Below are 23,489 nucleotides of genomic sequence, written 5' to 3' on the forward strand. Positions count from 1 at the left end.
AGCGACTCTCCACGCAAGGCTCCACTTCCGCGCTTCACACCGGCACTGCCGGGGATAATTGGGCAAGGCTCCGGCGGCCGCTCCGCCTCACTTCAGGCTACACCCGGCACCCCCTCGTGCCGCGGGGCCTGCTGTGGCACTGTAAGGGCATGGTAGGCATCGAGGATTATGCTGTGGTCGGGGATCTGCACACGGCGGCCCTGGTCAGCACTGAAGGGTCGATTGACTGGCTGTGCCTGCCGCGGTTCGATTCGCCGGCCTGCTTCAATGCGCTCCTGGACACCCCCGAAGCCGGCCGCTGGCTCCTCGCCCCGGCAGCCGGGGGCGGCTGCACGCGGCGCCGCTACCGCCGGCACACCCTCATCCTGGAAACCGAGTGGGAAACTGACGACGGCGCCGTCCGGGTCATCGACTTCATGCCGCCCCGCGACGAGGTGGCGGACATCGTCCGGATCGTGGTGGGGCTGCACGGCCACGTCCGGATGAGAAGCGAGCTGGCCCTGCGCTTCGACTACGGCCACATCATGCCCTGGGTGCGCCGGGACAGCCACGGCCTCCACGCGATCGCGGGCCCGGATTCTGCCTACTTGGTCACCACCGCACCGCTGCGCGGCGAACGCATGCACACCGTCAGCGACTTCATCGTGAAGACGGGTGAACGGGTGCCCTTCGTGCTGACGTGGGCGCCGAGCCACGTCCGCCGGCCCCGGTCTGTGGACGCCGAGGAAGTCCTGGACTCCACCGAACGGTTCTGGCGGGAATGGACGGACAAATGCAAGGTATCCGGACCGTACAAGGACGCCGTGCAGCGCTCGCTGATCACGCTCAAGGCCCTTACCTACGCACCCACCGGAGGCATCGTTGCGGCCGTGACCACGTCGCTGCCCGAGCAGTTGGGCGGGCCGCGGAACTGGGATTACCGCTACTGCTGGCTCCGTGATGCCACCCTGACGCTGCAGGCGCTGCTCGCCGCCGGCTACACGTCCGAGGCGGCGGCCTGGCGGGACTGGCTGCTGCGGGCCGTGGCAGGGGACCCTGCCGACCTGCAGATCATGTACGGAATCCACGGCGAGCGCAGGCTGCCGGAACTGGAACTGCCCTGGCTGGCCGGCTATGAGAACTCGGCGCCGGTGAGGGTGGGCAACGCGGCCGCGGGCCAGCTTCAGCTGGATGTGTGGGGTGAGGTGCTGGACTGCCTGGCCCTGACCCGCAACTCGCTGCTGAAGCACACGGACGAGGCGTGGGACGTCCAGGTGGCGCTGATGGAATACCTGGAAGGCGCCTGGGATCAGCCGGACAACGGGCTGTGGGAGATGCGGGGGCCGCGGCGGCATTTCACCCACTCCAAGGTGATGGCATGGGTGGCGGCGGACCGGATGGTCAAAGGGGTCCGGGATTCAAGGCTTCCCGGTCCCGCGGACCGCTGGGAGGCGCTCCGCGACACCATCCACGCCGAAGTCATGGCTAAGGGCTTTGACGCCGACCGGAACACCTTCACGCAGAGCTATGGCCAGCCGGAACTGGATGCCAGCCTGCTCCTCATTCCCAGGGTGGGCTTCCTCCCGCCCGACGACCCCAGGGTGATTGGCACCATCGACGCCATCCAGCGTGAACTGACTGAGGATGGGTTCGTGCTCCGTTACCGGCCCGAGGCGAGCGACGACGGACTGCCGGGGAACGAAGGGGTGTTCCTGGCCTGCTCCTTCTGGCTTGTGGAGGCGCTGCTTGGGGCCGGCCGGCACCGGGAGGCCACGGAACTGTTTGAACGGCTGCTGTCCCTGCGCAACGACGTCGGCCTGCTGAGTGAGGAATGGGGCGTCCAAAGTGGGCGGCACCTCGGGAACACCCCGCAGGCGTTCAGCCATTTCGCGCTGGTGACCAGTGCCCTGGAACTGAGCCAACGGCGGCCCCGCCGGAGCGACAAGCCGCTCCCGTCAAAGGCAGGCACCGCCTGAGCGACCGGCACCGCCAGCCTTTTCCGAACCGAAATTTGGGTGACACCTCTCACCTTCGGTGCGTAAGTAAGTATACTTACTAAACACCTCACCGAAGGGTGAAGAAGGAGGAAGCCAAAAATGGCTGGATATTTCGAGCTGGTGGACGCTCCCGACGGCGGATACAGGATCCGGCTGCTGGACGGAACGGGGGCGCTGATGGCGGTGTCCGTCACCTTCCCGACAAAGCGCGCAGCGGTAGCAGGAGTCGCCCAGGCCAGGGAGATTGCCGGTACCGGCCTGATCCGTGACCGCTGCAAGGATGCAGTGAAGCGGCCCGCGCAAAAGCGCCATGCCAAGCCCGCCCGTCAGGCGGTGAAGTCCACGGTTGGCACCGGGTACGGCTCCCCGAAGAGCGCGCGGCAGCGGGTTCCTGCGCCGCAACGGGCCGAGGCCGGCGCGGGTGTCGGTGGATAGCGCGTCGGAGGGTCGGTGGCCGGCAGGGCTGCGCCGGGAGAAGGGGGTCCTGTTCGATGTTGACGGAACGCTGATCGACTCCGCCTATATCCACACCCTGGCCTGGTGGCAGGCGTTCCGCCAGTCCGGTTTCGACGTGCCCATGGCCCGGATCCACCGCTGTGTGGGAATGGGCGGGGCGCGCCTGGTGGACAGCCTGCTGCCGGACTCCCGGGACAAGGAAGTGGACGAGACTATCCTGTCCGCCCATTCCGGGGTTTTCGGCACGTACTGGCCGTCGCTCCGAGCCTTCGACGGTGCCCGGGACCTGCTGGCCAAGTGTAGCCAGGGCGGCTTGGCGGTGGCCCTGGCCTCGTCCGCGAGGGAACAGGATCTAAAGGCGTTGCGGCAGGCCCTGTCGGCGGATGACTTCATTGATGCCGCCACGAGCTCCAATGATGCGGAGAACAGCAAGCCCGAGCCGGACATCCTGGTGGCAGCGCTGGAGGCTGTGGGGGTTCAGGCCCCCGGCGCGGTCTATGTGGGGGACGCGGTGTGGGATGTCATGGCGGCCAGCAGGCTCGGTATCCCCACCATCGCCCTGACCTGTGGCGGCACCAGTGAGGCGGAATTGCGCGACGTGGGAGCCGCCGAGGTCTACGAGGGGCCGCGGGAGCTGCTGGACAACCTGGGCCGCAGCGCGATCGGAAAGCTGCTCGCCGACTAGGTGTCCTGCGGGGTCAGGCCCCGGCCGTGTCCACCCTGGATTCGGCGTTCGTGAACCCGCCGCCCTCGGGTTCGTCCGCGTAGGACCCTTTGTTCCACGACACTGCAACCGCGACGGAGCCGTCGTCGTTCCTCACCACCTCGGTGACCACCTCCGAAACCGCCGCCCCCATGGCAAGGATCTTTGCGCGGTAGGTGGTCACCAGTTCCTCGAGGCTGGCCTCCGTCCATTCGCCTGGGCGCATGCGCGTGGAGATTTCCACAGGTTCGGGCTGGTACAGCGACATGATGGGCGCCTTTCCGTAGAGGGCAAGAACAGTTCCTACGCTAGGAGCGTTCTCCGGCCGAAACAAGAGAACAAGCAAGGTTGCTTACTTTTCCATTCCAGCTCTCAAAAAATTGGTAAGCATACTGACCTTCACATCCGGGCCCGGGCACGTTACGGTCGAAAGGACGCGACGCGCAGCTACAGGAAGGTACTCCAGTGAAGGCACTGACGTGGCAAGGCAAGCGCTCGGTGAGCGTGAAGGAAGTACCGGATCCTGTCATCCGGGAGCCCACGGATGCGATCGTGAGGATCACGTCGTCCGCGATTTGCGGTTCGGACCTCCACCTGTACGAGGTGCTTGGTCCGTATATGCACAAGGACGACGTGCTGGGCCACGAACCGATGGGCATCGTGGAAGAGGTGGGGAGCGCGGTCACCAACCTGGCCAAGGGCGACCGCGTGGTCATTCCCTTCAACATTTCCTGCGGCCAGTGTTACATGTGCTCACAGGGCCTCCAGTCGCAGTGCGAAACCAGCCAGGTCCGGGAAAAGAACTCCGGCGCCGCGCTCTACGGCTACTCGGAGCTCTACGGTTCGATTCCCGGCGGCCAGGCTGAGTACCTGCGGGTGCCGTTCGCGGATTACGGCCCCGTCAAGGTGGGGCAGGAGCTTCCGGACGAGCGGTACCTGTTCCTTTCGGACATTCTTCCCACCGCCTGGCAGGCCGTGAAATACGCCGACTCCCCGGCCGGCGGAACGCTGGCAGTCTTCGGGCTGGGGCCGGTGGGGCAGTTCGCCTCCCGCGTGGGCGCGTACTTCGGCCAGCGGGTCATCGGTGTTGATCCGGTCCCGGAGCGGCGCGAGATGGCGGCGCGCCACGGCGTCGAGGTCCTGGACTATGCCAAGGGCATAGCAGACGAACTGCGCGAGATGACAGGCGGCCGGGGCCCGGATGCCGTGGTGGACGCCGTCGGGATGGAAGCCCACGGATCACCGGTGGCGGGATTCGCCCACCAGGCCCTCGGCCTCCTCCCGGACAAGGTGGCGCAGAAGGCCATGGAAACCGCCGGCGTGGACAGGCTCGCCGTGGTCCACACGGCCATCGACTCGGTCCGGCGCGGGGGCACGGTTTCCCTGAGCGGTGTCTACGGTGGCACGGCCAGCCCCATGCCGCTGCTGACCATGTTCGACAAGCAGATCCAGCTGCGGATGGGCCAGTGCAATGTCCGCCGGTGGACGGATGAGCTGCTTCCGCTGGTGGAGGACGACGCCGATCCGCTGGGTGTGATGGATCTTGTCACCCACACCGCGGGGCTGGCCGAGGCGCCGGAGCTCTATGAAAAGTTCCAGAAGAAAGAGGACGGCTGCATCAAAGTGGTCCTCAAGCCCTGACGGGCCAGCGGGCACTGAGCCATAGGCGGCACCGGGCTTTAGCAGCGAGGCCCGGGACGGCGGCCGGCGGGGGACTTACCCGCCGGCCGCTCGCCGTTCGGGGTCTTGCCCAAAGGCTCGGCTACGGACCCGCTCAGCCCTCGCGCCATTCATGGCCGGTGATGTGGGAGCCGGCCTGCGGCCCCATCTGGAGCATGCCGCCGTCGACCGCCCACGACGCCCCGGTGACATAGCTGGAAGCCGGAGACGCGAGAAATGCGACGACCGCGGCCACTTCCCGGGCATCGCCGGGCCTGCCAAGGGGAACGCCGGGACGGTCCTTAGTGCGGGGGTCCTCGTCGGTTTGGCCGGTCATCGGCGTCGCGATCTCGCCGGGCGCCACGGAGTTGGCCGTGATGCCGTGGGTGGCCAGCTCCAGCGCGATGGTCTTGATGAGCCCGCCCAACCCGTGTTTGGAAGCATCGTAGGCAGACGAGCCCACCCGCGGCTGCGTCTCGTGGACGCTGGTGACGGCGATGATGCGCCCGCCACGCCGGGCGTCGACCATCCGCCGGGCCGCCGCCTGGATGCAGAGGAAGGCGCCGTTGAGGTTGGTGTCCAGTGTTTTCGCCCAGGTCTCATAGTTCAGTTCGAGGAACTTGGTACCGTCGCCCGTGCCGGAGTTGTTGACGAACACATCAACGCCGCCCAGGTCCTCGGCGAGGCCGTCGATAACACCGGCGCAGGTCAGGAGGTCGGTGGTGTCGAGCTGCCGGACCACCGCGTTCCGGCCCGCTGACCGGACCTCGTCAGCCGTCCGCTCGGCACCTTCGCTGTCCGAATGCCACGTGATGCCGACGTCCAGCCCGGCCCGGGCCAGGGCCACCGCAGTGGCGCGGCCGATGCCGGAATCGCTGCCGGTGACAATGGCGGTGCGGGGCGAGAAATCGGGCGAGAATTCCATGGTGCGTCCTTTCAGTGTCAGGCCGCCGCGTCCACAACGCAGAAGCGGTTTCCGTCCGGGTCTTCGAGCACAATGAAGTCCGGGTCATCCGGATAAGAGTCCCAGTCCACCCTTGCTGCGCCGAGCTCGACGAGGCGCTCCACCTCGGCGGCCTGGTCATCGGCATAGAGATCAAGGTGGAGGCGCGGATGGGGCTGCACGGGGGTCTCACTGAGCATGAGGGCGAGGCGGGCGCCATCGCCTTTGTGCGGGACGAGCACCACCCACGTTTCGTCGCCGTCTTCCCGCGGGACGTAGCCGAGGGCGTCGCACCAGAAAGCGGTGGCGCGGGCGACGTCGTTGACACCGAGGACAGTCGTTCCGATCGTCAGCATGCCCCCATGCTTCCCTGCGCCCAGTTGTGATGCAAGGGGTTGGAGTGCGCTGGCCGGGTTGTGGCTGCAATGCGGAATCGCCGGAAGCCAGGTGGCTTCCGGCGATTCCGGCGGCAGTGGGTCCGCGGTGAGCCCCGCTGCGGGACTACGTCAGGCGGATCTGGCGGTTCATGTCCTTGTACAGCAAGTAACGGAACTGGCCCGGGCCGCCGGCGTAGCAGGCCTGCGGGCAGAAGGCGCGCAGCCACATGAAGTCGCCGGCCTCCACCTCAACCCAGTCGTTGTTGAGCAGGTACATGGCCTTGCCCTCCAGGACGTACAGGCCGTGCTCCATGACGTGGGTCTCCGGGAACGGGATGACCCCGCCCGGCTGGAACGTCACGATGTTCACCTGCATGTCGTGGGCCAGGTCGCTGGAATCCGTGAAGCGAGTGGTCTTCCAGGCGCCGTCGGTATCCGGCATCGCGGTGGGTTCCACCTCGGCATCACTGGTGACGAAGGACTTTGCCTCGTAACCCTCAAGCCGCTCGTAGGCCTTGCGGATCCATTGGAAGGAGACAATGTCATCCGAGACGTTCTCCAGACCCCAGGCAGCACCGGCGGCCAGGTAGGCGTAGCCGCCTTCCTCCAGCTGGTGAAGTTCGCCGTCGAGGGTCAGGTTGACCTTGCCCTTGGTGACGAAGACAACGCCTTCGACGCCGGGCTCAAACTCGGCTTTGGGAGCACCGCCGCCCGGGCCGATCTCCACGATCAGCTGCGAAAACGTGGTGGCAAAGCCGGAGATCGGGCGGGCCAGGATCCAGGAGCGGGTGTTGGAGAAACCCGGCAGGGAGCTGGTCACGATGTCGGTCATGACGCCCCTGGGGATGACTGTGTAGGCCTCGGTGACGATGGCCCGTTCCGTGGTGAGGTGGGTCTGCGGCGGCAGGCCGCCCTGGGGGTAGTAATACTTGCCCATCTGTGGATCCTTACTTCGAAGTGGTGTGGGCCAGCCTTGGGTGGGCCAGGCCGGTGAGTTGGGGGATTCCGACGCCGGCAAGCGCCAGTACCTCGTCGGCACCTACCGCGCCGCACTGGACGCCGCGCAGTACGAACGCCGCAAGCGCGCGGGCCGTGGCCGGCTCATCCATGACGCCGCCTTCCGTCTGCTCCACGTAGTTCCGCAGCCGGGCCGCCGCGGCCGGAAGGCCCTGGCGGTAGAAGGCGTACGTCGCCGCGAAACGGCTGGGCAGCTGCGCCGGGTGCAGGTCCCAGCCCTGGTAGAAGCCGCGCTCCAGGGAACGACGCACCAGGCGGCCGTGCAGCTGCCAGGCGTTTTCCACATTGTCGCCCACGGGAATGATGTTGGTGGAGCCGTCGGACAGCCGGATGCCGGTACCTGCCACGGCCAGCTGCATGACCTCCTTGGCGAAGTCGGCCACCGGGTGCTCCATCGACTGGTACTCCGCGGAGATCTGCAGGGAAGCGGAGTAGTCGTACGTGCCGTAATGCAGGCCGCTGATCCGGCCCGGGACGGCGTGCGGCAGCTGTGCCACCGGGGAGTTCCCTTCCGGCCCGAGAATAAGCTGCGGCGTCTCCACCTGCACCTCGAACCGGAGCCGGCCGGCCGGGAGTGAGTGGATCTCCTCAAGGCGGGAGACCGCGTAGTCCATCGCCTGCACCTGCGCCACGGTAGTGACCTTGGGAAGGGTCAGAACCAGGCCCTGGGGGAGTTCGCCCGCCGCGGCAAGGCCGGAGACGAACAGGTCGAGGGTGCGCAGCCCGCGGGCCCGGGTGGGGGCCTCGAAGCACTTGAAGCGGATCCCGATGAACGGCGGCGCGGAGCCGGCCGAAACTGCGGCGGCCACGGCGGACGCCGCAGCAGCCGCAGCGGCGTCCTCGGCGTCGTCGCCCCTGTCCCCGAACCCATCCTCGAAGTCGAGCCGGAGGTCCTCGATCGGCTCGCTGCCCAGTTTCGTCTCCACCCGGGCGGCGACTGCCTCGGCGAGGTCGGCGTCCTGTCCCAGCAGCGAACCGAGCCGGGCCAGCCCGCCGTGGGCAGACGCCGTCGCCAGCGCCTGGGTTCCCCAGTCGGCGGCAAGCGACGGCGTGAAACGGTCAGCCGGAACGTACACGGTGTGGACGGGCTGGCGGGAACCGTCGTCGCCCGGGTAGTTCTGCTCGAGCAGCCTGTCGGTGTCCGCCAGCTGCCCGTCGATCCGGGCCAGGTCCGCCGCGGTCAGCGATGTTTCGGGTACCGCCATGACCTAGCCCACCAGTTCGTAGGCGGGCGTGGTGAGGAAGTCCGTGTAGTCCTCGGAGAGGCAGATCTCGCCGATCAGGGCGCTGGCGGGCTGGTAGTAGCGGGCAAACGCTTCCTCGCCCACCTCGCCGCGCAGCTTTTCGGTTTCCTCGGCCAGGATCCGGGTGACCAGTTCGCGGGTGACCTTGTTGCCTGTGTCCGCGAGGACCACCTCGTTGCGGATCTGCTGCCAGACCTGCGAACGGGAGATTTCCGCCGTGGCGGCGTCCTCCATCAGGTTGTGGATGGCCACCGCGCCGTTGCCGGAGATCCAGACGGCGGTGTAGGCCACCGCAACATAGAGGTTCAGGCGCAGGCCGGCTTCCGTGACCTGGCCTTCCGCCGAGGCGATGTCCAGTAGCTGGCCGGCCGTGACCGAGACCTCGGGGCGCTGCTTGTCCAGCTGGTTGGGCCGGTCGCCGAGCACGGAATCGAAGACCTCCTGGCACACGGGCACGAGGTCCGGGTGGGCCACCCACGAGCCGTCAAAGCCGTCGTTCGCCTCGCGGGTCTTGTCAGCGCGGACCTTCTCGAAGGCCTGCGCGGTGACCTCGGGCTCGCGCCGATTGGGGATGACCGCAGCCATGCCGCCCATCGCGAAGGCGCCCCGGTGGTGGCAGGTCTTCACCAGCAGTTCCGTGTAGGCCCGCATGAACGGTGCCGTCATGGCCACGGTGGCGCGGTCCGGCAGCACGAAGCTGGCACCGGCGTCGCGGAAGTACTTGATGATGCTGAACAGGTAGTCCCAGCGGCCGGCGTTCAGGCCCGAGGCGTGGTCCCGCAGCTCGTAGAGGATCTCGTCCATCTCGAATGCGGCCGGGATGGTCTCGATCAGGACGGTGGCGCGGATGGTGCCCTGGCCGAGGCCGAGGAAGTCCTGGGCGAAGACAAAGACGTCGTTCCACAGCCGTGCCTCGAGGTGGCTCTCCATCTTCGGCAGGTAGTAGTACGGCCCATGGCCGTTGAGCACCAGCTGCTTGGCGATGTGGAAGAAGTGCAGGCCGAAGTCCACCAGCGCGCCGACGGCGGGTTCGCCGTCGAGCAGCAGGTGCCGCTCCTCCATGTGCCAGCCGCGCGGGCGGGCCACCACGACGGCCAGTGGGGCGTCGGTGCGGAGCCGGTATTCCTTGCCCTCGGGGGAGGTGTAGCTCAGCGTTCCCGTGGCGGCATCGCGGAGGTTGAGGATGGCGTCGATGACGTTGCCCCACGTGGGCGTGCTGGCGTCCTCAAGGTCGGCGAGCCACACCTTGGCGCCGGAGTTCAGGGCGTTGATGGCCATCTTGGCCGGCGAAGCCGGCCCGGTCATCTCAACCCGGCGGTCCTGCAGCGCCGCCGGTGCCGGCGCAACCTTCCAGTCGCCGTCGCGCACGTTCTTGGTCTCCGGCAGGAAATCCAGGTTGCCGGTCCGGGCCACCTGCTCGCGCTTGGCCTTGCGGGCCGCGAGCAGCTCGCCGCGCCGGCCGGCGAAGCGCTTGTGGAGCTCCTCCACGAACGCGAGGGCCTTCGGGGTGAGAATCTCCTCCGCACGCTCGATCGGCCGGGGGTCTGTGACTGTGATAGCCATTGGGGGTCCTTTCCAGGGCTGATTCAGGCGTTGGCGAGGGCTGCTGTGTCTGCCGCAGCAGAAGCCGCTTCTTCTGTTGAGTCTTCCGCTGTTGCCGTCGCGATGCCAGTACCCGCTGCGGCGTGGGCCGCAGCGGCGACTGCTGCCGCGACGTCGGCGGCCACGTGGGGGTCGAAGACGCTGGGGATGATGTAGCTGGCGTTGAGTTCGTCGTCAGCAACCCGGTTGGCGATCGCCTCTGCGGCGGCCACCAGCATCTCTGGCGTAATGTCCGATGCCCCGGCGTCCAGCAGCCCGCGGAAGAAGCCCGGGAAGGCCAGGACGTTGTTGATCTGGTTCGGGAAGTCGCTGCGGCCAGTAGCGACGACAGCCGCATGCTTCGATGCCACTGTCGGGTCGATTTCCGGCGTCGGGTTGGCCATGGCAAAGACGATGGCGTCCTTGGCCATCGAGGCGACATGTTCCTCGCCGATGACGTGCGGCGCGCTGACACCGATGAAGACGTCGGCACCCTTGAGGGCCTCATGCAGCGTGCCGGAGAAGCCCTCTTCGTTGGTGTTGGCGGCAATCCAGCTGCGGTGTTCGTCGCCGTACTGCTCACCCGAGTGGATGGCGCCGGAGCGGCCGGCGGCGATGATGTGCTGCGCGCCCTGGGCCTTGAGGAGCTGGATGATCGCCGAGCCGGCGGCGCCGACGCCGGAGACCACGATCCGGACCTCTTCGAGCTTCTTGCCCACGACGCGGAGCGCGTTGACCAGGGCTGCCAAGGTGACGATTGCGGTGCCGTGCTGGTCATCGTGGAAGACCGGGATGTCCAGTTCCTCGCGGAGCCGGTTCTCGATCTCGAAGCAGCGCGGCGCGGCGATGTCCTCGAGGTTGACGCCGCCATAGACCGGGGCGAGGGCCTTGACGATTTTGATGATTTCCTCGGTGTCCTGGGTGTCCAGGCAGACCGGCCAGGCATCAACGTTGGCGAACTGCTTGAACAGCGCGGCCTTGCCCTCCATGACAGGAAGCGCGGCTGCGGGGCCGATGTTGCCGAGGCCCAGGACAGCGGAACCGTCGGTGACCACGGCGATCGTGTTCCGCTTGACCGTCAGGTTGCGGGCGGCGTCGGGGTTTTCGGCGATGGCAAGGCAGACGCGGGCGACGCCGGGGGTGTAGGCGCGGGAGAGGTCGTCGCGGTTGCGCAGGGCCACCTTCGGGACGACTTCCAGCTTGCCGCCGAGATGCATCAGGAAGGTGCGGTCCGAGACGTTCCGGACTGTGACGCCGTCGAGCGCGTTGAGGGCGTCTTTTACGCGGTCCGCGTGGTCCTGGTCGGTGGTGTTGCAGGTGACGTCCACAACCAGGGTCTCGTGGTGGGATTCGGTGACGTCCAGTGCGGTGATGGCCGCTCCGGCGGCGCCTACGGCTGCCGCGAGCTCGCTGGTGGCCGTGAAGCTCGACGGCGCCTCCACGCGCAGGGTGATTGAGTTTCCGGGGCTCGGGTTCGCCATTGAATATCCTCCTGGTCGGGCCCACCGCTGGGGCGGACTCCTCTGCTGAATGTTTTCGTATTATGGATATTATTATCTACTTTATGGAAACACAAGCCCTTCATGCTTCCGTCGACGCGGCCCCGGGCCGTGCTGTATCTTTGGCTGTCTAAGCAACTTTTTTCACGATGCGGATAAGAGTTGTCGTATTCGAGGCAACAGGAGAGTGCTACATGGCTGAGAAGCCCACCGGAGGCGTGCAGTCCGTTGAGCGCGTCTTTGAACTTTTGGAACTGATCACCGACGCCGGCGGCGACGTGACGCTCAGCGAGCTCTCCTCCTCCACGGACCTGCCCCTGCCGACGATCCACCGGCTGCTGCGCACGCTCGTGGCGCTGGGATACATCCGGCAGCTGCCCAACCGCCGCTACGCCCTCGGCCCGCGGCTGATCCGGCTCGGGGAAGGCGCCAATAAGCAGCTCGGTGCACTGGCACGGCCGCAGCTGAAGTCCCTGGTGGACCGGCTGGGGGAGACGTCCAACATGGCCGTGCTGGACTCGGACATGGTGATTTACGTGGCCCAGGTGCCGTCGCTGCACTCCATGCGCATGTTCACCGAGGTGGGCCGCCGCGCCCACACCCACGACACCGGCGTGGGCAAGGCGATCCTGGCGCAACTGGACGACGAGGTGGTGCGCGGCATCGTGACCCGCACCGGCATGCCCACGCCCACGGCCAAGAGCATCGGCGACTTCGATTCCCTGATCGCGGACCTGAACCGGATCCGGGAGCGCGGCTACTCGATCGACGAGGAGGAGCAGGAGCTCGGGGTTCGCTGCTTTGCCATGGCCGTGCCCAACGCGCCCACTCCCACCGCCATCTCCGTCTCCGGGCCGGTCTCCCGCGTGGACCAGGCCTTCGCTGACCGCGCCGTGCCGCTCCTGCGCGAAGCAGCCCAGGCGATCTCGGACGAACTCAACCAAAACTGACCTCCCGCCGTCGTACTTCCATAGCGCGAACTGGCAGCTAATGCCCCCAAATCCCGGATTTGGGGGCATTAGCTGCTTATTCGCGCTTGGTGGAGTGGGTTAGTGCTCCGACGTGGTGGAGGACTGGACCGGGACTTCCTTGCCGTCGCAGTCGATCAGCTTCCCGCCTTCGAAGCGGTCGCCGTCGGCCAGGCACTGCAGGTCCTCCTCCTTGACGACGCGGCCGGTGCCCGCCACGAACACGGACTGGTTCTCCGAATTGCCCGCCTTGAAATGGTTGAAGAGCAGGTTCAGCAGGATGGCCATGACCGCGGCCGAGCTGATGCCGGAGTGGAAGATGGTGCTGAACCAGGACGGGAACTGGTCGTAGAAGGCCGGCGCCGCGATGGGGATCATGCCGAAGCCGATGGACGCGGCCACGATGATCAGGTTCATGTTGTTCCGGTACTCCACCTTGGACAGCGTCCGGATGCCGCTGGCGGCAACCGTTCCAAAGAGCACGACGCCGGCACCGCCCAGGACGGGCGTCGGCACCGCTGCCACCACCCGGCCAAGGACCGGAAGCAGGCCGAGGATGACCAGGATGAGGCCGCCGGCGCTGACGACGAACCGGCTCTTGACGCCGGTGATGGCCACGAGGCCCACGTTCTGGGCAAAGGCGCTTTGGGTGAACGAGTTGAAGAGCGGGGAGATGGCGCTGGAGAGCATGTCAGCCCGCAGGCCGTCGCCGATCCGCTTGGAATCGACCTTGGTGCCCACGATCTCGCCCACGGCGATGATGTCCGCGGAGGTCTCCGTGAGCGTCACCAGGATGACGATCAGCATGGAGATGATCGCTGCGATCTCGAACGTCGGCGGACCGAACGCGAACGGGGTGGGGAAGGCGACGACCTCGCCCGTGCCCACCTTGGAGAAGTCGGCCATGCCGAACGCCAGTGCGATCAGGGTCCCGAGAACCATCGCGAGGAGGATGGACAGCCGGGAGATGGCGGCGTTGCCCACCTTGCTCAGCAGCAGGACGATCGCCATGGTGGCGGCGGCCAGGCCGATGTTGGCCATGCTGCCGTAGTTGGGGGCCGCCTTGTTGCCGCCCATGGCCCAGTTGGCGGCCACCGGCATGAGCGTGAGGCCGATGGTGGTGATTACCGTGCCCGTGACAACAGGCGGGAAGAACCGGATGATTTTGGAGAACAGGGGCGTGATGAGCAGCCCGATCAGCGAGGCCGCGATCACGGAACCGAAGACCGCCTGGATTCCGCCGCCGCCATGGACGATCGCCACCATGGTGGAGACGCCGGCGAAGGAAACACCCTGGACGAGGGGGAGCTGGGAGCCGAAGAAGCGGATGCCGACGGTCTGGAGGATGGTGGCCAGGCCGCCGACGAAGAGGCAGGCTGCGATCAGCAGTCCGATGTCCTGGGATGACATGCCGGCCGCGGCGCCGATGATCAGGGGCGGGGCGATGATGCCGCCGTACATGGTGAGGACGTGCTGGAACCCGTAGGCGAAAGTGCTGCCGATGGAGAGGCGCTGATCTTCCGGGCGGGTTGCCGCTGGGCGGGTTTTCTTGGTGATGTTCATGGCAGACTTTCTTGGTTCATGGCAGACGCCTTCGTCTGGCTAACAATGTCTGGCTAACAATTTGAATCTTGTGGTGCGGGCTTGGGGAGTTTTTGTCCACTTATTGGGGGCTTAGGTGTGTTTAAGTCGCGGTATCTGGACAAAAACTCGGGACCTTTGTTGTGTTGCTTGGTGCCGACCTGCCCGCGGACTTTCGTGACCGCGGGCCGGCCGGTGAGGTTTAGCAGAAGCCGGCGATGCCTGACCAGGCGGCGTCGGCTGCCTCGGCGTCGTCGCGCAGGACGGTGGCCTCGATGAGCCCGTACGGGCGGTCGGCCGCGAAGAAGACCTCGTTGGGGTTGTCCAGGCCGAACGGCGAGAGGTCCACGAGGAAGTGGTGCTTGTTGGGCATCGAGAACTTGATTTCCTCGATCTCGCTGTGGGCTTCCAGGACCTTCGCGCCCATGTCGAACAGGGTCTGCTGGAGGGCGTGGGAGTACTTCTCAGTGAAGCCTTCAAGCAGGAGGCTCTTGACGTCCTCGTAGCTCTTGTTGAAGTCCAGCGAGTTGAAATCCGTGCCGGACTTGAAGCGCCAGCGGGCCGAGACATCGGTCGCCAGGATGCGGTCGGTGGTCTCCGGCAGGGTGGTGTACTTGTCCTTCGGGTACCCGACGAAGCCGGACTGCGTGGACTTCAGGACGGTCAGGTCCTTGAGTCCCGAAACCAGGTGGGTGGCTGCGCCGTCACGGACCAGGACGGCGGTGCGGACTTCCTGGCCCTTGCGGACAAAGGAATGCTCGTGCGCGCTGCCGTGCGCCTGGATGCGTTCCCAGGCGTAGGACTCGGCTTCCCAGCGGCCGCCGGTGACCCAGTCGAAGCTGGAGGTGAAGTGTTCGCCGAGGCGCAGCAGGAAAGCCTCGGGGGAGCCGACCCCTTCGCGGGCGAAGGCGTAGATGGTGTTCTTCTGGGTGTCGGTGGCCACGACGTGGGCGTTGTCGCCTTCGAGGTGAGCGGCTTCGAAGTCGCCGCGGAGCTGCGAGGTGACGTTCAGGTCCTCGATCTCATGGCGGTCGGTGTCGCGGGTGATCTTGACGACGCGGACTTCGGCCTTGCCGTACTGGTTGTGGCCGAGGACGATCTTGTTGCTCATGGTCTGTTCCCAACTTCCGGTATGTGGAACGAAAGTCCCACATAGAAATTAAGCGCGTGTTTCCCACGCGTTTCTTGTGGCGTCGACCCAAACAAAAAATGAGCCGACATCAGTTGATGCCAGCTCATTACGACCCTGCCTGCTGCTCCCAGGTTACGTGACGTGCGCCACGAATTGACTTCCAGAGTAGCGCAGCATCCCGGTGGTGTACATCACAAATTCAAAAAACGGATTGTGACCGCCCGTGCCGGACGGTCGGGCTCCGGGGGTCTTGACGCGCCACCGGCGGTGTCCGTAAGATTTCATATGTCAAAAACTAATTTCCGCTCTACGAAATACTGGGGCGGTATGAGCCAAGAAAACGAGGAGGAACAGATGGACTCGCAGGATCAGAACAACGTCGCCGAATTCCCGGCGCCCGGCCAGGAGCTGTACCTGCCGTTCGGCGCCACGGACCCCGACTTCTACATCCCGGCGGACTGCGACCGGCGCTCCGGCAGCCTGTCGCGCTGGCTCCGGGCGCTTCCCGTCTTCGGCAGGCGGTAACTGCCCCCTCAAGACCCCGGACGGCCCGGCCACTCCTTGCCGGCCCACGGGTCATAGTCGGCGATGAGCTCCTCCTGCGGCGGACGCTCCGCCTCGGGGACATGCTGCAGGTTCACCCGCACCCGGTACCAGAGCGAACTCGAACCGCGCATTCCGTCGACCAGCACATCGGCCGGGTGCAGGGCGGGGGCCACGTCCGCATGCCGGGACTTCCACTCCTCGAGCGCGGCGAGTGCTTCCGGCTTGGTTTTGGTGCGGGCCACCTCAATGAGCGGCATCACCGACTGCCGGCGGCCGGAGCCGTTGCCCCCGCGTGGCGCCTTCTCGGCGGGGCCGAGCTCGGCGGCCAGGGCGAGAAGCCCGTCAAGCGTTCCCACGGCGTCGTCGATGCCGGCATGGGGGTCGCCCGCCCCGGCGAAGCGCTCCGGCACTGTGAGCACCGTGAACTGCTCCGGCCGGGCGGAACGGACCTCGTCCCAGGTGAATGGCGTCGAGACCCGGGCGTCAGGCAGGGGCCGGATCGAGTACGCCGACGCCACGGTGCGGTCCTTCGCGTTCTGGTTGAAGTCGACGAACACACTCTCGCCGCGCTCCTCCTTCCACCATCGCGCGGTGGCAAGGCCCGGAGCGCGGTTTTCGACCTCCCGGGCGAGGGTTTCGGCGGCGAGCCGCACGTCGCGGTAGGACCATTGTGGTGCGATGCGCACCAGAATGTGCAGTCCCCGCGACCCGCTCGTCTTCGGCCACCCCACGAGCCCGACGTCGTCGAGCACCTCCCGCGCGACATGCGCGACGTCAACGATCTGCGACCAGTCGACCCCGGGCATCGGATCCAGGTCCACCCGGAGCTCGTCCGGGTGCTCGAGGTCCTCGGCGCGGACCGGATGCGGGTTGAGGTCGAGGCAGCCAAGATTCACCACCCACGCCAGGCCCGCGGCATCGCGGATGACGGCCTCCTCCGCGGACGTCCCCGACGCGTAGTGCAGCGTCGTGGTGTCGATGAAGTCGGGATGGTTGTCCGGCACGCGCTTTTGGAAGAACGCCTCCGCGTCGATGCCCTTCGGGAAGCGCTTGAGCACCATCGGCCGGCCGCCTGCACCCCGGAGCGCGCCATCCGCGACCGCCAGGTAATAGCGCACCAGGTCGAGCTTGGTCAGCCCGGGCCCCGGGAACACCACCTTGTCCGGGCTCGAGATGCGGACCTCGGTGCCGGCAATGTCCAGGATCTCGGCCGGCGTCTTCGACGGAGTCATGCCGCCACGCTAGCAGGCGGCCAACCTCATCGGAACGACGGAACATCGGAACGACGGAACATCGGAACGACGGGGCGTCAGCCGTTCACCATCAGCCGTTCACCAGCCGGCGCGCTGCCGCCGAATGTTCGGCAATCAGGCCGGCCACGTCCAGTCCCGGAATCTGGCCGTCCACCACACGCCACTCGCCGCCCACCATCACGCGGTCGGCGCGGTCGGCGGCGCACAGCAGCAGGGCGGCGAGGGGATCGTGGCTGCCCGAGAACCGCAGGTCGTCCAGCCGGAACAGGGCCAGGTCCGCCTGCATGCCGGGCGCCAGCTGGCCGAGGTCCGGCCGCCCCAGCACGGCCGCCGATCCGCGCGTGGCCCAGCCGAGCGCGCGCTCCACCGGAACCTGCGCGCCGTAGCGGAGCCGCTGCAGGTACAGCGCCTGCCGTGCCTCGAGAATCATGTTGGAGGCATCGTTCGACGCCGATCCGTCCACTCCCAGCCCCACGGGCACGCCCGCTTCCTCCAGTTCGAGCACCCGGGCGGTGCCGGACGCGAGGCGCATGTTCGACGTCGGGCAATGGGCGACGGCGGTTCCCGCCGCTCCCAGCCGGGCGATTTCAGCGTCGCTGAAATGGATACCGTGGCCCAGCCACGTCCTGTCCGTCAGCCAGCCCACGCTGTCCAGGTAGTCCACGGTGCGCAACCCGAACATCTCGAGGCAGAACTGCTCCTCGTCGAGGGTCTCCGCGAGGTGCGTGTGCAGACGGACGTCATGCCGGTCCGCCAGCGCCGCGCTCTCGGCCATGATCTCCTTGGTGACGGAAAACGGCGAACAGGGCGCCAGCGCAATCTGGATCACGGCGCCGTCGCCGCGCTCGTGGTACTCGCGGATGAGCCGTTCGCTGTCGGCGAGCACCACCTCCGGTGCCTGCACCGTCGACTGCGGCGGCAGCCCGCCGTCGTCCTCTCCCAGTGTCATCGAGCCGCGGGTGAGGGTGGCCCGCATGCCGAGGCGCCGGACGGCGCCGATTTCGACGTCGATCGCGTCCTCCATCCCCGCGGGGAAGAGGTAGTGGTGGTCGGCCGCCGTGGTGCAGCCGGAGAGGAGCAGTTCGGCGAGGGCCACGGTGGCTGCGAGGTCAAGGTCCCGCGGGGTCAGCCTGGCCCAGACGGGGTAGAGGTTCTGCAGCCAGGGGAACAGGGGAGCATTGGCCACTGGACCCCAGGCGCGGGTGAGCGTCTGGTAGAAGTGGTGATGGGTGTTGATCAGGCCGGGGAGCACAACGTGGCCGCCGGCGTCGAAGGTCTGCCCGCAGGGTGCGGAGGGCATCTGCCCCGCGGCAAGCACCTCCACAATCTTGCCTCCGCTGACCACCAGGCCGCCTGAGGCGTCGAGGCCGTTGGCGGTGAAGGCAGCGAGCGGGTTCCGGATCCAGAGCCGGGATTCGGCGGCCGGCGCCGGTGACAGAAGGTTGGGTGACGGAAGGTTCGTCGACGGAGAGTCAAAGGGCTGGGTCATGAGGGTCCTTGTCTGAGCGTGCTGATACTTTCCAGCTCAGTGATCCTGTCTGCTGATCCAGGGGACCTGCTGCCCGACGGCGGCAGGTCGGCACCAGCGTAGGGCGGACGCGGGAGGGCGGTCAATGGCCGCGCTTTGTGACAGGTCTGCCTGGCAGCGGAGCCAGCCAGACCGTGAATCGCCGGTAACGCGGATTTCACATTGCGAAATTAAGTTTCCAGAAAACTATGGCGCCGACCACATTCCGGTGCTAATCTCGATCTTGCCAAAGGCGGGCACCCGGACTCCGGGAAGCTATCTACCAGGCGCAACTTAACCTTCAAAAGCACATGCTGAAGCCTGGTAACCGTCGCATCTGGTTCTTTCCGTTCCCCGCGGGGTACCGGCTTCCACAGCAAAGGGAGTCGCATCATGAGTACCACCGTCACGGCCGAGGCATTCCTGGCCAGGTCCATCCGGTTGGCAACCGCCAACGTCCTGAACAGCGGCGGCCCGTTCGGCGCCGTGATCGTCACCGCCGACGGTCAGGCGTTCGACGGCGTCAACCGGGTCACCGCCGACAACGATCCCACCGCCCACGCCGAGGTCACCGCCATCCGCCGCGCATGCAGCGGGCTCGGCACCTTCGACCTCCGCGGAGCCACCCTCTACAGCAGCTGCGAGCCATGCCCCATGTGCCTCGCCTCGGCGCTTTGGGCCCGCATCGACCGGGTTGTCTTCGCCGCCGACCGGCACGACGCCGCCTCCGTAGGCTTCGACGACGCCGTCTTCTACGAGTACTTCGACAGCGAGGACCGGCACGCCCTGATGCCGGTCTCCAAGCTGGAACTCGGCCACCCCGAAGCCCCTGCCATCCTGGAACCGTTCAACACCTGGAACACGCTCGACTCCAGGATTGACTACTAGGGCCCGGTGGCTGACATGACAATCCTGGACAATACCGCTGAACAGCAGGCTGCGCTCCCGGGCACAGGGCAGACAGCGGCACCCGAAAAGAACCCGGCAACCGGCAAAACGCAACGGGGCAACGGCCCCAGGCCCCCGGCGTCGGCCTCTTTCCTTGACCGCTTCTTTCATATCACCCGGCGCGGCTCCACCGTGGGCCGCGAGGTGCGGGGCGGGCTGGTCACCTTCTTCACGATGGCCTACATCGTCATCCTGAATCCGCTGATCCTCGGCGGCTTCAGCGCGGACAACGCCCCGACGGATGTCGCCGGCGGCTGGCTTTCCGCGGCACAGGTGGGCGCAGTCACCGGCCTGACAGCCGGCGTCATGACCATCGCATTCGGCCTGATCGCCAACCTGCCGTTCGGCCTGGCTGCGGGATTGGGCATCAACTCCTTCCTTGCCGTGGCGGTGATCCAGGAGGTCACCTGGGCCGAGGCCATGGGCCTTGTGGTCATCAACGGCATCCTGATCGTCCTGTTCGGTGTCACCGGCGCGCGGACCGCGATTTTCCGGGCTGTGCCCAAGGAACTGAAGGCCGCCATCACGGTGGGGATCGGCCTGTTCATCGCCTTCATCGGCTTCGTGGACTCGGGCTTCGTCAAGGCCACCGCCGGCGGACCGCCGGTCCAGCTCGGCGACAACGGGTCCATCACCTCCATCCCCACCATGGTGTTCATCGTGGGCCTGCTGGTCATGGGCATCCTCGTGGCACGGAAGGTCCAGGGCGGCCTGCTCATCGGCATCGTGGCCACCACGGCCCTGGCCGCCGTCGTCGAGGCATTCCTGCACATCGGCCCCGCCAGCGAAACCAACCCGGGCGGCTGGCACCTGAACACGCCGGTGCTGTCGGGCCACTTGGTCTCCGCGCCGGACCTTGGCCTCGTGGGCCAGTTCGACCTGTTCGGCGCGTTTGGCCGGATCGGCGGCCTGGCCGCGACGATGCTGGTGTTCACGCTCGTCTTCACCAACTTCTTCGACGCCATGGGCACCATGACCGGGCTGGCGAAGAGCGCGGGAGTGGCGCACAAGGACGGCACGTTCCCCCGGCTCAAGTCCGCCTTCATCGTCGAAGGCGTGGGCGCGGTGATGGGCGGCGCGACGTCGGGTTCCTCCAACACCGTGTATATCGACTCCGCTGCGGGGATCGGCGAGGGGGCGCGCACCGGGCTGGCCTCGGTGGTCACCGGAGCGCTGTTCCTGGGGTCCATGTTCCTCACGCCGCTCACCAGCGTGGTGCCGCTCGAGGTGGCAGCCGCCGCCCTGGTGGTGGTGGGCGCGATGATGATGGCGCAGATCCGCGAGATCAAGTTCACCAAGTTCGCGGTGGCGCTGCCGGCCTTCCTGACGATCGTCACCATGCCGCTGAGCTACTCGATCGCCAACGGGATCGGTGTGGGCTTTGTGAGCTGGGCCGTGATCGGCGCGGCCTCCGGCAAGGCGAAGAAGATCCACCCCCTGATGTGGGTGGTCACCGCGGGCTTCGTGGTCTACTTCGCGCGGGGTCCGGTCAGCGCACTGCTCGGGGCGTAAGACCCGCGACGCGCAAACGGCCGGAGGACACGGGAATCCGCGCATCCCCGGACCGTTTGCGCGTCGGCCGGACCGGCGTCGTACGCTTTCCACTACCAAGGATAGGAACGAGAATATGGGCACCATCGCACGGGAAGAGGGAGCGCTGCCATGCTGGATCTGATGCCTTCTCTGGCCGGTTGGCGCCCGGTGGCCTCCGGGGAACGGTGCGCCGTCGCCACCATCATCACCGCCAGCGGCTCCGTGCCGAGGCCGCCCGGGACCTCCATGCTGGTGTCCGAATCCGGCGAGATCCTTGGCAGCCTCTCCGGCGGCTGTGTTGAAGCGGCCGTGGTTGCCTCGGCGCTGGAAGTGATGGCCGACGGCGGCACCCGCCTTGAGGCGTTCGGCTTCAGTAGCGAGGACGCATTTGCCGTCGGGCTCACCTGCGGCGGTGAGCTGGAGGTGCATATCCAGCCCTTGGACGGCAGCGCCGCCGGGCTCGGGGATCTGCGCACGTTTGCCTCCGGGGACACCGAACGGCCGCTGGCCCTGATCCGGCGAATCGACGGCGTGTCCGGCAGGAGCGTGTCCGGCAGGAGCGTGTCCGGCGGTGCATTGGGGGCTGCCGGGACTCGGGGGACCGGAACAGAGGGGGCCGGAACTGAGGGGACGGCGCGCACACAGCTGCCTTCCGTCGTCGTGGTTCCGGATCCTGGCGCCTTTGACGTTGCGGAATCGGCTGAGTTCGCGTCCCTGCTGGGGCTGGACGCTTTGAATCTGGACGCTGGGGCCAGACGGGAAGCACTCCTGGCGGCCGCGGCCCAGCTCGAACCGCTGCTGCGTGGCGGCCGAACGGGCCTGGTCCGGCTGGCACCGCCGCAGGGCTGTGACGCTTCCGGCCGGGGTGCCCACGGTACTGCTGGCGGGGCGGCATCGCCCGAACCCGTGACGCTGCTGGTGGAGAGCCGCCTGCCGCAGGCCCGGCTGCTGGTGTTTGGGGCCAACGACTTCGGCGCGGCGCTGGTGCCGGCCGCGAAGCTGCTTGGCTACCGCGTCACGCTGTGCGATGCCCGGCCGGCGTTCGCAGCGCAGGAGCGTTTCGCCGCCGCGGACGAGGTCGCCACCGACTGGCCGCACCGGTATCTCGCCGCGGAAGCCGCCGCAGGCAGAATCGACTCCCGCGCGGTCATCTGCGTCCTCACCCACGACCCCAAATTCGACATACCGCTGCTGCAGGAAGCCTTGGAGCTTGATGTCGCCTTCGTCGGTGCCCTGGGCTCGCGCCGCAGCCATCGGCAGCGCATCGACGGGTTGCTCGAGGCCGGCGTGGCACCGGAGCGGCTGGCACGGCTGCATTCGCCGATCGGCCTGGACCTCGGTGCCGTCACACCGGCGGAAGTAGCCGTCTCCATCACGGCGGAGCTGATCGCGGCGCGCAGCGGTTCCGTCGCCTGCACTCCGTTGCGGCACGGCACCGGACCCATCCATTCCCTTCCCGCAGCCGGGAGCGCTCACGCAGAACCGGCATTCAGTACAGAACCGGCGGCCAGGAAAGAACCGGCGGCCAGGAAAGAACCGGCATTGAGTACAGAACAGGCATCCCAGGAGATCGCATGGACATGAACACCATCGAGGCGGTGGTCCGCACCACCGACCCCGCCGACTGGCGCGACGGCGACGCCTGGCTGGCAGGAGGCACCGTCCTCTTTTCCTACGGCAGTACAGCCTTCGGACCCGAGCCGCTGCGGCGCCTGCTGGACCTCGGCTCCGCCGGCTGGCCGCCCATCACCGTGACCGCGGACGGCATCGAGCTCGCCGCCACCTGCACCGTCGCCGAACTGTATGCCCTCCCCGAGACCCTCTTCCGCGCGGGGCTCTCCGGCCACGGTCGGCAAGAAGAACCAAATGCCCAGGACTGGCCTGGCCTGGATCTGATCCGGCCCTGCTGCGACTCCTTCGTGGCGTCCTTCAAGGTCTGGAACATGTCCACCGTGGGCGGCAACCTGTGCACATCCCTGCCGGCCGGCCCCATGATCTCGCTGTGCGCAGGACTGGACGGCACGGCCACCGTCCTCAGCCCGGGAGGCTCCCGCCGGGAGCTGCCGGTGGCCGACTTCATCACCGGGGACGGGCAAAACGCTCTGGCACCCGGCGAACTGCTCCGCAGCGTCAGCCTGCCGGCGTCGGCCCTGTCCTCCAGGGTGGCGTTCCGCCGGCTCTCGCTGAGCAACCTCGGCAGGTCGGGGGTGCTGCTGATCGGAAGGCTCGACGGCGGCGCCCGGTTCACGCTCACCGTCACCGCCGCCACCAAACGGCCCGTGCAGCTCCGGTTCGCATCCCTGCCGGACGCGCCGGAGCTGGCGGACGGACTCGAGGCCGCCATCCCTGCGGGCCTCTACCACGACGACATCCACGGGCTGCCCGAGTGGCGCCAAGACATGACGCACCGCCTGGCTGAGGAAATCCGTACGGAACTCGGTTTGCCGGCCGGAGCGCCGGCAACAGTGTCCGGCGACTTCTGGCCGCCGCAGCAGACCCACCAACAGGCACGGCAGCAGCAGAGCCGGCAACAGCAAACCCCGCAGACGCAGAGAGGGGCCTGAGC

At 67.2% G+C, this 23,489-nt stretch carries 21 protein-coding genes; 10 read left to right on the top strand and 11 right to left on the bottom strand.

Features of this window, described 5'->3' with window-relative positions; all coding sequences use genetic code 11:
* Positions 1–149 precede the first annotated feature (149 nt).
* The 3 genes from AC57BR_RS18765 (at position 150) to AC57BR_RS18775 (ending at position 3,117) form a co-directional block, all read left to right on the top strand.
* On the top strand, positions 150–1,955 hold the full coding sequence (locus tag AC57BR_RS18765; protein ID WP_496363279.1) for a glycoside hydrolase family 15 protein: 1,806 nt from the start codon (positions 150–152) through the stop codon (positions 1,953–1,955).
* A gap of 120 nt (positions 1,956–2,075) precedes the next feature.
* Positions 2,076–2,411 (top strand): YegP family protein, encoded by a 336-nt coding sequence (locus AC57BR_RS18770; RefSeq protein WP_496363281.1) that lies wholly within the window; start codon positions 2,076–2,078, stop codon positions 2,409–2,411.
* Positions 2,398–3,117, top strand: a complete 720-nt coding sequence (locus AC57BR_RS18775) for an HAD family hydrolase (RefSeq protein ID WP_496363283.1) — start codon at positions 2,398–2,400, stop codon at positions 3,115–3,117. The genes AC57BR_RS18770 and AC57BR_RS18775 overlap by 14 nt, the downstream gene beginning before the upstream one ends.
* A 13-nt stretch (positions 3,118–3,130) precedes the next feature.
* Here the strand turns inward: AC57BR_RS18775 and AC57BR_RS18780 are convergent, their stop codons facing one another.
* Positions 3,131–3,403, bottom strand: coding sequence for a hypothetical protein (locus AC57BR_RS18780; protein ID WP_496363285.1), 273 nt, complete (start codon positions 3,401–3,403; stop codon positions 3,131–3,133).
* A gap of 197 nt (positions 3,404–3,600) precedes the next feature.
* Between AC57BR_RS18780 and AC57BR_RS18785 the strand changes: the two genes are divergently transcribed.
* Positions 3,601–4,776, top strand: a complete 1,176-nt coding sequence (locus AC57BR_RS18785) for a zinc-dependent alcohol dehydrogenase (RefSeq protein ID WP_496363287.1) — start codon at positions 3,601–3,603, stop codon at positions 4,774–4,776.
* Between the two features lie 133 nt (positions 4,777–4,909).
* Here the strand turns inward: AC57BR_RS18785 and AC57BR_RS18790 are convergent, their stop codons facing one another.
* From AC57BR_RS18790 to AC57BR_RS18815, 6 genes are all read right to left on the bottom strand, one after another.
* Positions 4,910–5,719 carry an SDR family oxidoreductase gene (locus AC57BR_RS18790; RefSeq protein WP_496363289.1) on the bottom strand — a complete coding sequence of 270 codons (810 nt, stop codon included), beginning with the start codon at positions 5,717–5,719 and terminating at the stop codon, positions 4,910–4,912.
* Positions 5,720–5,736: 17 nt separating this feature from the next.
* On the bottom strand, positions 5,737–6,093 hold the full coding sequence (locus AC57BR_RS18795) for a VOC family protein (protein ID WP_496363291.1): 357 nt from the start codon (positions 6,091–6,093) through the stop codon (positions 5,737–5,739).
* A gap of 145 nt (positions 6,094–6,238) precedes the next feature.
* Positions 6,239–7,051 (bottom strand): bifunctional allantoicase/(S)-ureidoglycine aminohydrolase, encoded by an 813-nt coding sequence (locus AC57BR_RS18800; protein ID WP_496363293.1) that lies wholly within the window; start codon positions 7,049–7,051, stop codon positions 6,239–6,241.
* A gap of 10 nt (positions 7,052–7,061) precedes the next feature.
* The gene (locus AC57BR_RS18805) at positions 7,062–8,336 is read right to left on the bottom strand and encodes a DUF6986 family protein (protein WP_496363295.1); all 1,275 of its coding nucleotides are present in this window, start codon (positions 8,334–8,336) and stop codon (positions 7,062–7,064) included.
* 3 nt (positions 8,337–8,339) lie between these two features.
* Positions 8,340–9,938, bottom strand: coding sequence for a malate synthase A (gene aceB, locus AC57BR_RS18810; protein ID WP_496363297.1), 1,599 nt, complete (start codon positions 9,936–9,938; stop codon positions 8,340–8,342).
* Between the two features lie 23 nt (positions 9,939–9,961).
* Positions 9,962–11,437, bottom strand: a complete 1,476-nt coding sequence (locus tag AC57BR_RS18815; protein WP_496363299.1) for an NAD-dependent malic enzyme — start codon at positions 11,435–11,437, stop codon at positions 9,962–9,964.
* Between the two features lie 212 nt (positions 11,438–11,649).
* Here AC57BR_RS18815 and AC57BR_RS18820 point away from each other — a divergent pair, with 212 nt between their 5' ends.
* Positions 11,650–12,405 (top strand): IclR family transcriptional regulator, encoded by a 756-nt coding sequence (locus AC57BR_RS18820; protein ID WP_496363301.1) that lies wholly within the window; start codon positions 11,650–11,652, stop codon positions 12,403–12,405.
* A 99-nt stretch (positions 12,406–12,504) separates the two neighbouring features.
* Here the strand turns inward: AC57BR_RS18820 and AC57BR_RS18825 are convergent, their stop codons facing one another.
* Positions 12,505–13,986 (bottom strand): nucleobase:cation symporter-2 family protein, encoded by a 1,482-nt coding sequence (locus AC57BR_RS18825; protein ID WP_496363303.1) that lies wholly within the window; start codon positions 13,984–13,986, stop codon positions 12,505–12,507.
* Positions 13,987–14,206: 220 nt separating this feature from the next.
* Entirely contained in the window at positions 14,207–15,115 is a 909-nt protein-coding gene (gene pucL, locus AC57BR_RS18830; RefSeq protein WP_496363305.1) for a factor-independent urate hydroxylase, read from the bottom strand.
* 348 nt (positions 15,116–15,463) lie between these two features.
* On the opposite strand from pucL, the gene AC57BR_RS18835 reads away from it, so the two are divergent.
* Positions 15,464–15,661 (top strand): hypothetical protein, encoded by a 198-nt coding sequence (locus tag AC57BR_RS18835; RefSeq protein WP_496363307.1) that lies wholly within the window; start codon positions 15,464–15,466, stop codon positions 15,659–15,661.
* A gap of 8 nt (positions 15,662–15,669) precedes the next feature.
* Here the strand turns inward: AC57BR_RS18835 and ligD are convergent, their stop codons facing one another.
* On the bottom strand, positions 15,670–16,914 hold the full coding sequence (gene ligD, locus AC57BR_RS18840; protein ID WP_496363309.1) for a non-homologous end-joining DNA ligase: 1,245 nt from the start codon (positions 16,912–16,914) through the stop codon (positions 15,670–15,672).
* A gap of 91 nt (positions 16,915–17,005) precedes the next feature.
* The gene (locus AC57BR_RS18845; RefSeq protein WP_496363311.1) at positions 17,006–18,424 is read right to left on the bottom strand and encodes an 8-oxoguanine deaminase; all 1,419 of its coding nucleotides are present in this window, start codon (positions 18,422–18,424) and stop codon (positions 17,006–17,008) included.
* Positions 18,425–18,835: 411 nt separating this feature from the next.
* Here AC57BR_RS18845 and AC57BR_RS18850 point away from each other — a divergent pair, with 411 nt between their 5' ends.
* The 4 genes from AC57BR_RS18850 to AC57BR_RS18865 all read left to right on the top strand — a co-directional run bounded on the left by AC57BR_RS18850 (position 18,836) and on the right by AC57BR_RS18865 (position 23,487).
* Positions 18,836–19,330 carry a nucleoside deaminase gene (locus AC57BR_RS18850; RefSeq protein WP_496363313.1) on the top strand — a complete coding sequence of 165 codons (495 nt, stop codon included), beginning with the start codon at positions 18,836–18,838 and terminating at the stop codon, positions 19,328–19,330.
* Between the two features lie 15 nt (positions 19,331–19,345).
* Complete coding sequence (locus tag AC57BR_RS18855) at positions 19,346–20,902, top strand: NCS2 family permease (protein ID WP_496363357.1); 1,557 nt, start codon at positions 19,346–19,348, stop codon at positions 20,900–20,902.
* 150 nt (positions 20,903–21,052) lie between these two features.
* A complete protein-coding gene (locus tag AC57BR_RS18860; RefSeq protein WP_496363315.1) occupies positions 21,053–22,507 on the top strand; it encodes an XdhC family protein in 1,455 nt (484 codons plus the stop codon).
* Positions 22,498–23,487 (top strand): FAD binding domain-containing protein, encoded by a 990-nt coding sequence (locus AC57BR_RS18865; RefSeq protein ID WP_496363317.1) that lies wholly within the window; start codon positions 22,498–22,500, stop codon positions 23,485–23,487. Before AC57BR_RS18860 ends, AC57BR_RS18865 begins: the two co-directional genes overlap by 10 nt.
* Positions 23,488–23,489: the final 2 nt, after the last annotated feature.

This window comes from Arthrobacter sp. BGA-UO-ETr-C19, from assembly GCF_059568005.1.

Bases quoted from the DNA above. Each gene is read 5' to 3' on its own strand.
- AC57BR_RS18765 (WP_496363279.1), top strand. From the start codon at position 150: ATGGTAGGCATCGAGGATTATGCTGTGGTCGGGGATCTGCACACGGCG.
- AC57BR_RS18770 (WP_496363281.1), top strand. From the start codon at position 2,076: ATGGCTGGATATTTCGAGCTGGTGGACGCTCCCGACGGCGGATACAGG.
- AC57BR_RS18780 (WP_496363285.1), bottom strand. From the start codon at position 3,403: ATGTCGCTGTACCAGCCCGAACCTGTGGAAATCTCCACGCGCATGCGC.
- AC57BR_RS18790 (WP_496363289.1), bottom strand. From the start codon at position 5,719: ATGGAATTCTCGCCCGATTTCTCGCCCCGCACCGCCATTGTCACCGGC.
- AC57BR_RS18795 (WP_496363291.1), bottom strand. From the start codon at position 6,093: ATGCTGACGATCGGAACGACTGTCCTCGGTGTCAACGACGTCGCCCGC.
- AC57BR_RS18800 (WP_496363293.1), bottom strand. From the start codon at position 7,051: ATGGGCAAGTATTACTACCCCCAGGGCGGCCTGCCGCCGCAGACCCAC.
- AC57BR_RS18805 (WP_496363295.1), bottom strand. From the start codon at position 8,336: ATGGCGGTACCCGAAACATCGCTGACCGCGGCGGACCTGGCCCGGATC.
- aceB (WP_496363297.1), bottom strand. From the start codon at position 9,938: ATGGCTATCACAGTCACAGACCCCCGGCCGATCGAGCGTGCGGAGGAG.
- AC57BR_RS18815 (WP_496363299.1), bottom strand. From the start codon at position 11,437: ATGGCGAACCCGAGCCCCGGAAACTCAATCACCCTGCGCGTGGAGGCG.
- AC57BR_RS18820 (WP_496363301.1), top strand. From the start codon at position 11,650: ATGGCTGAGAAGCCCACCGGAGGCGTGCAGTCCGTTGAGCGCGTCTTT.
- AC57BR_RS18825 (WP_496363303.1), bottom strand. From the start codon at position 13,986: ATGAACATCACCAAGAAAACCCGCCCAGCGGCAACCCGCCCGGAAGAT.
- pucL (WP_496363305.1), bottom strand. From the start codon at position 15,115: ATGAGCAACAAGATCGTCCTCGGCCACAACCAGTACGGCAAGGCCGAA.
- AC57BR_RS18835 (WP_496363307.1), top strand. From the start codon at position 15,464: ATGAGCCAAGAAAACGAGGAGGAACAGATGGACTCGCAGGATCAGAAC.
- ligD (WP_496363309.1), bottom strand. From the start codon at position 16,914: ATGACTCCGTCGAAGACGCCGGCCGAGATCCTGGACATTGCCGGCACC.
- AC57BR_RS18845 (WP_496363311.1), bottom strand. From the start codon at position 18,424: ATGACCCAGCCCTTTGACTCTCCGTCGACGAACCTTCCGTCACCCAAC.
- AC57BR_RS18850 (WP_496363313.1), top strand. From the start codon at position 18,836: ATGAGTACCACCGTCACGGCCGAGGCATTCCTGGCCAGGTCCATCCGG.
- AC57BR_RS18855 (WP_496363357.1), top strand. From the start codon at position 19,346: ATGACAATCCTGGACAATACCGCTGAACAGCAGGCTGCGCTCCCGGGC.
- AC57BR_RS18860 (WP_496363315.1), top strand. From the start codon at position 21,053: ATGCTGGATCTGATGCCTTCTCTGGCCGGTTGGCGCCCGGTGGCCTCC.
- AC57BR_RS18865 (WP_496363317.1), top strand. From the start codon at position 22,498: ATGGACATGAACACCATCGAGGCGGTGGTCCGCACCACCGACCCCGCC.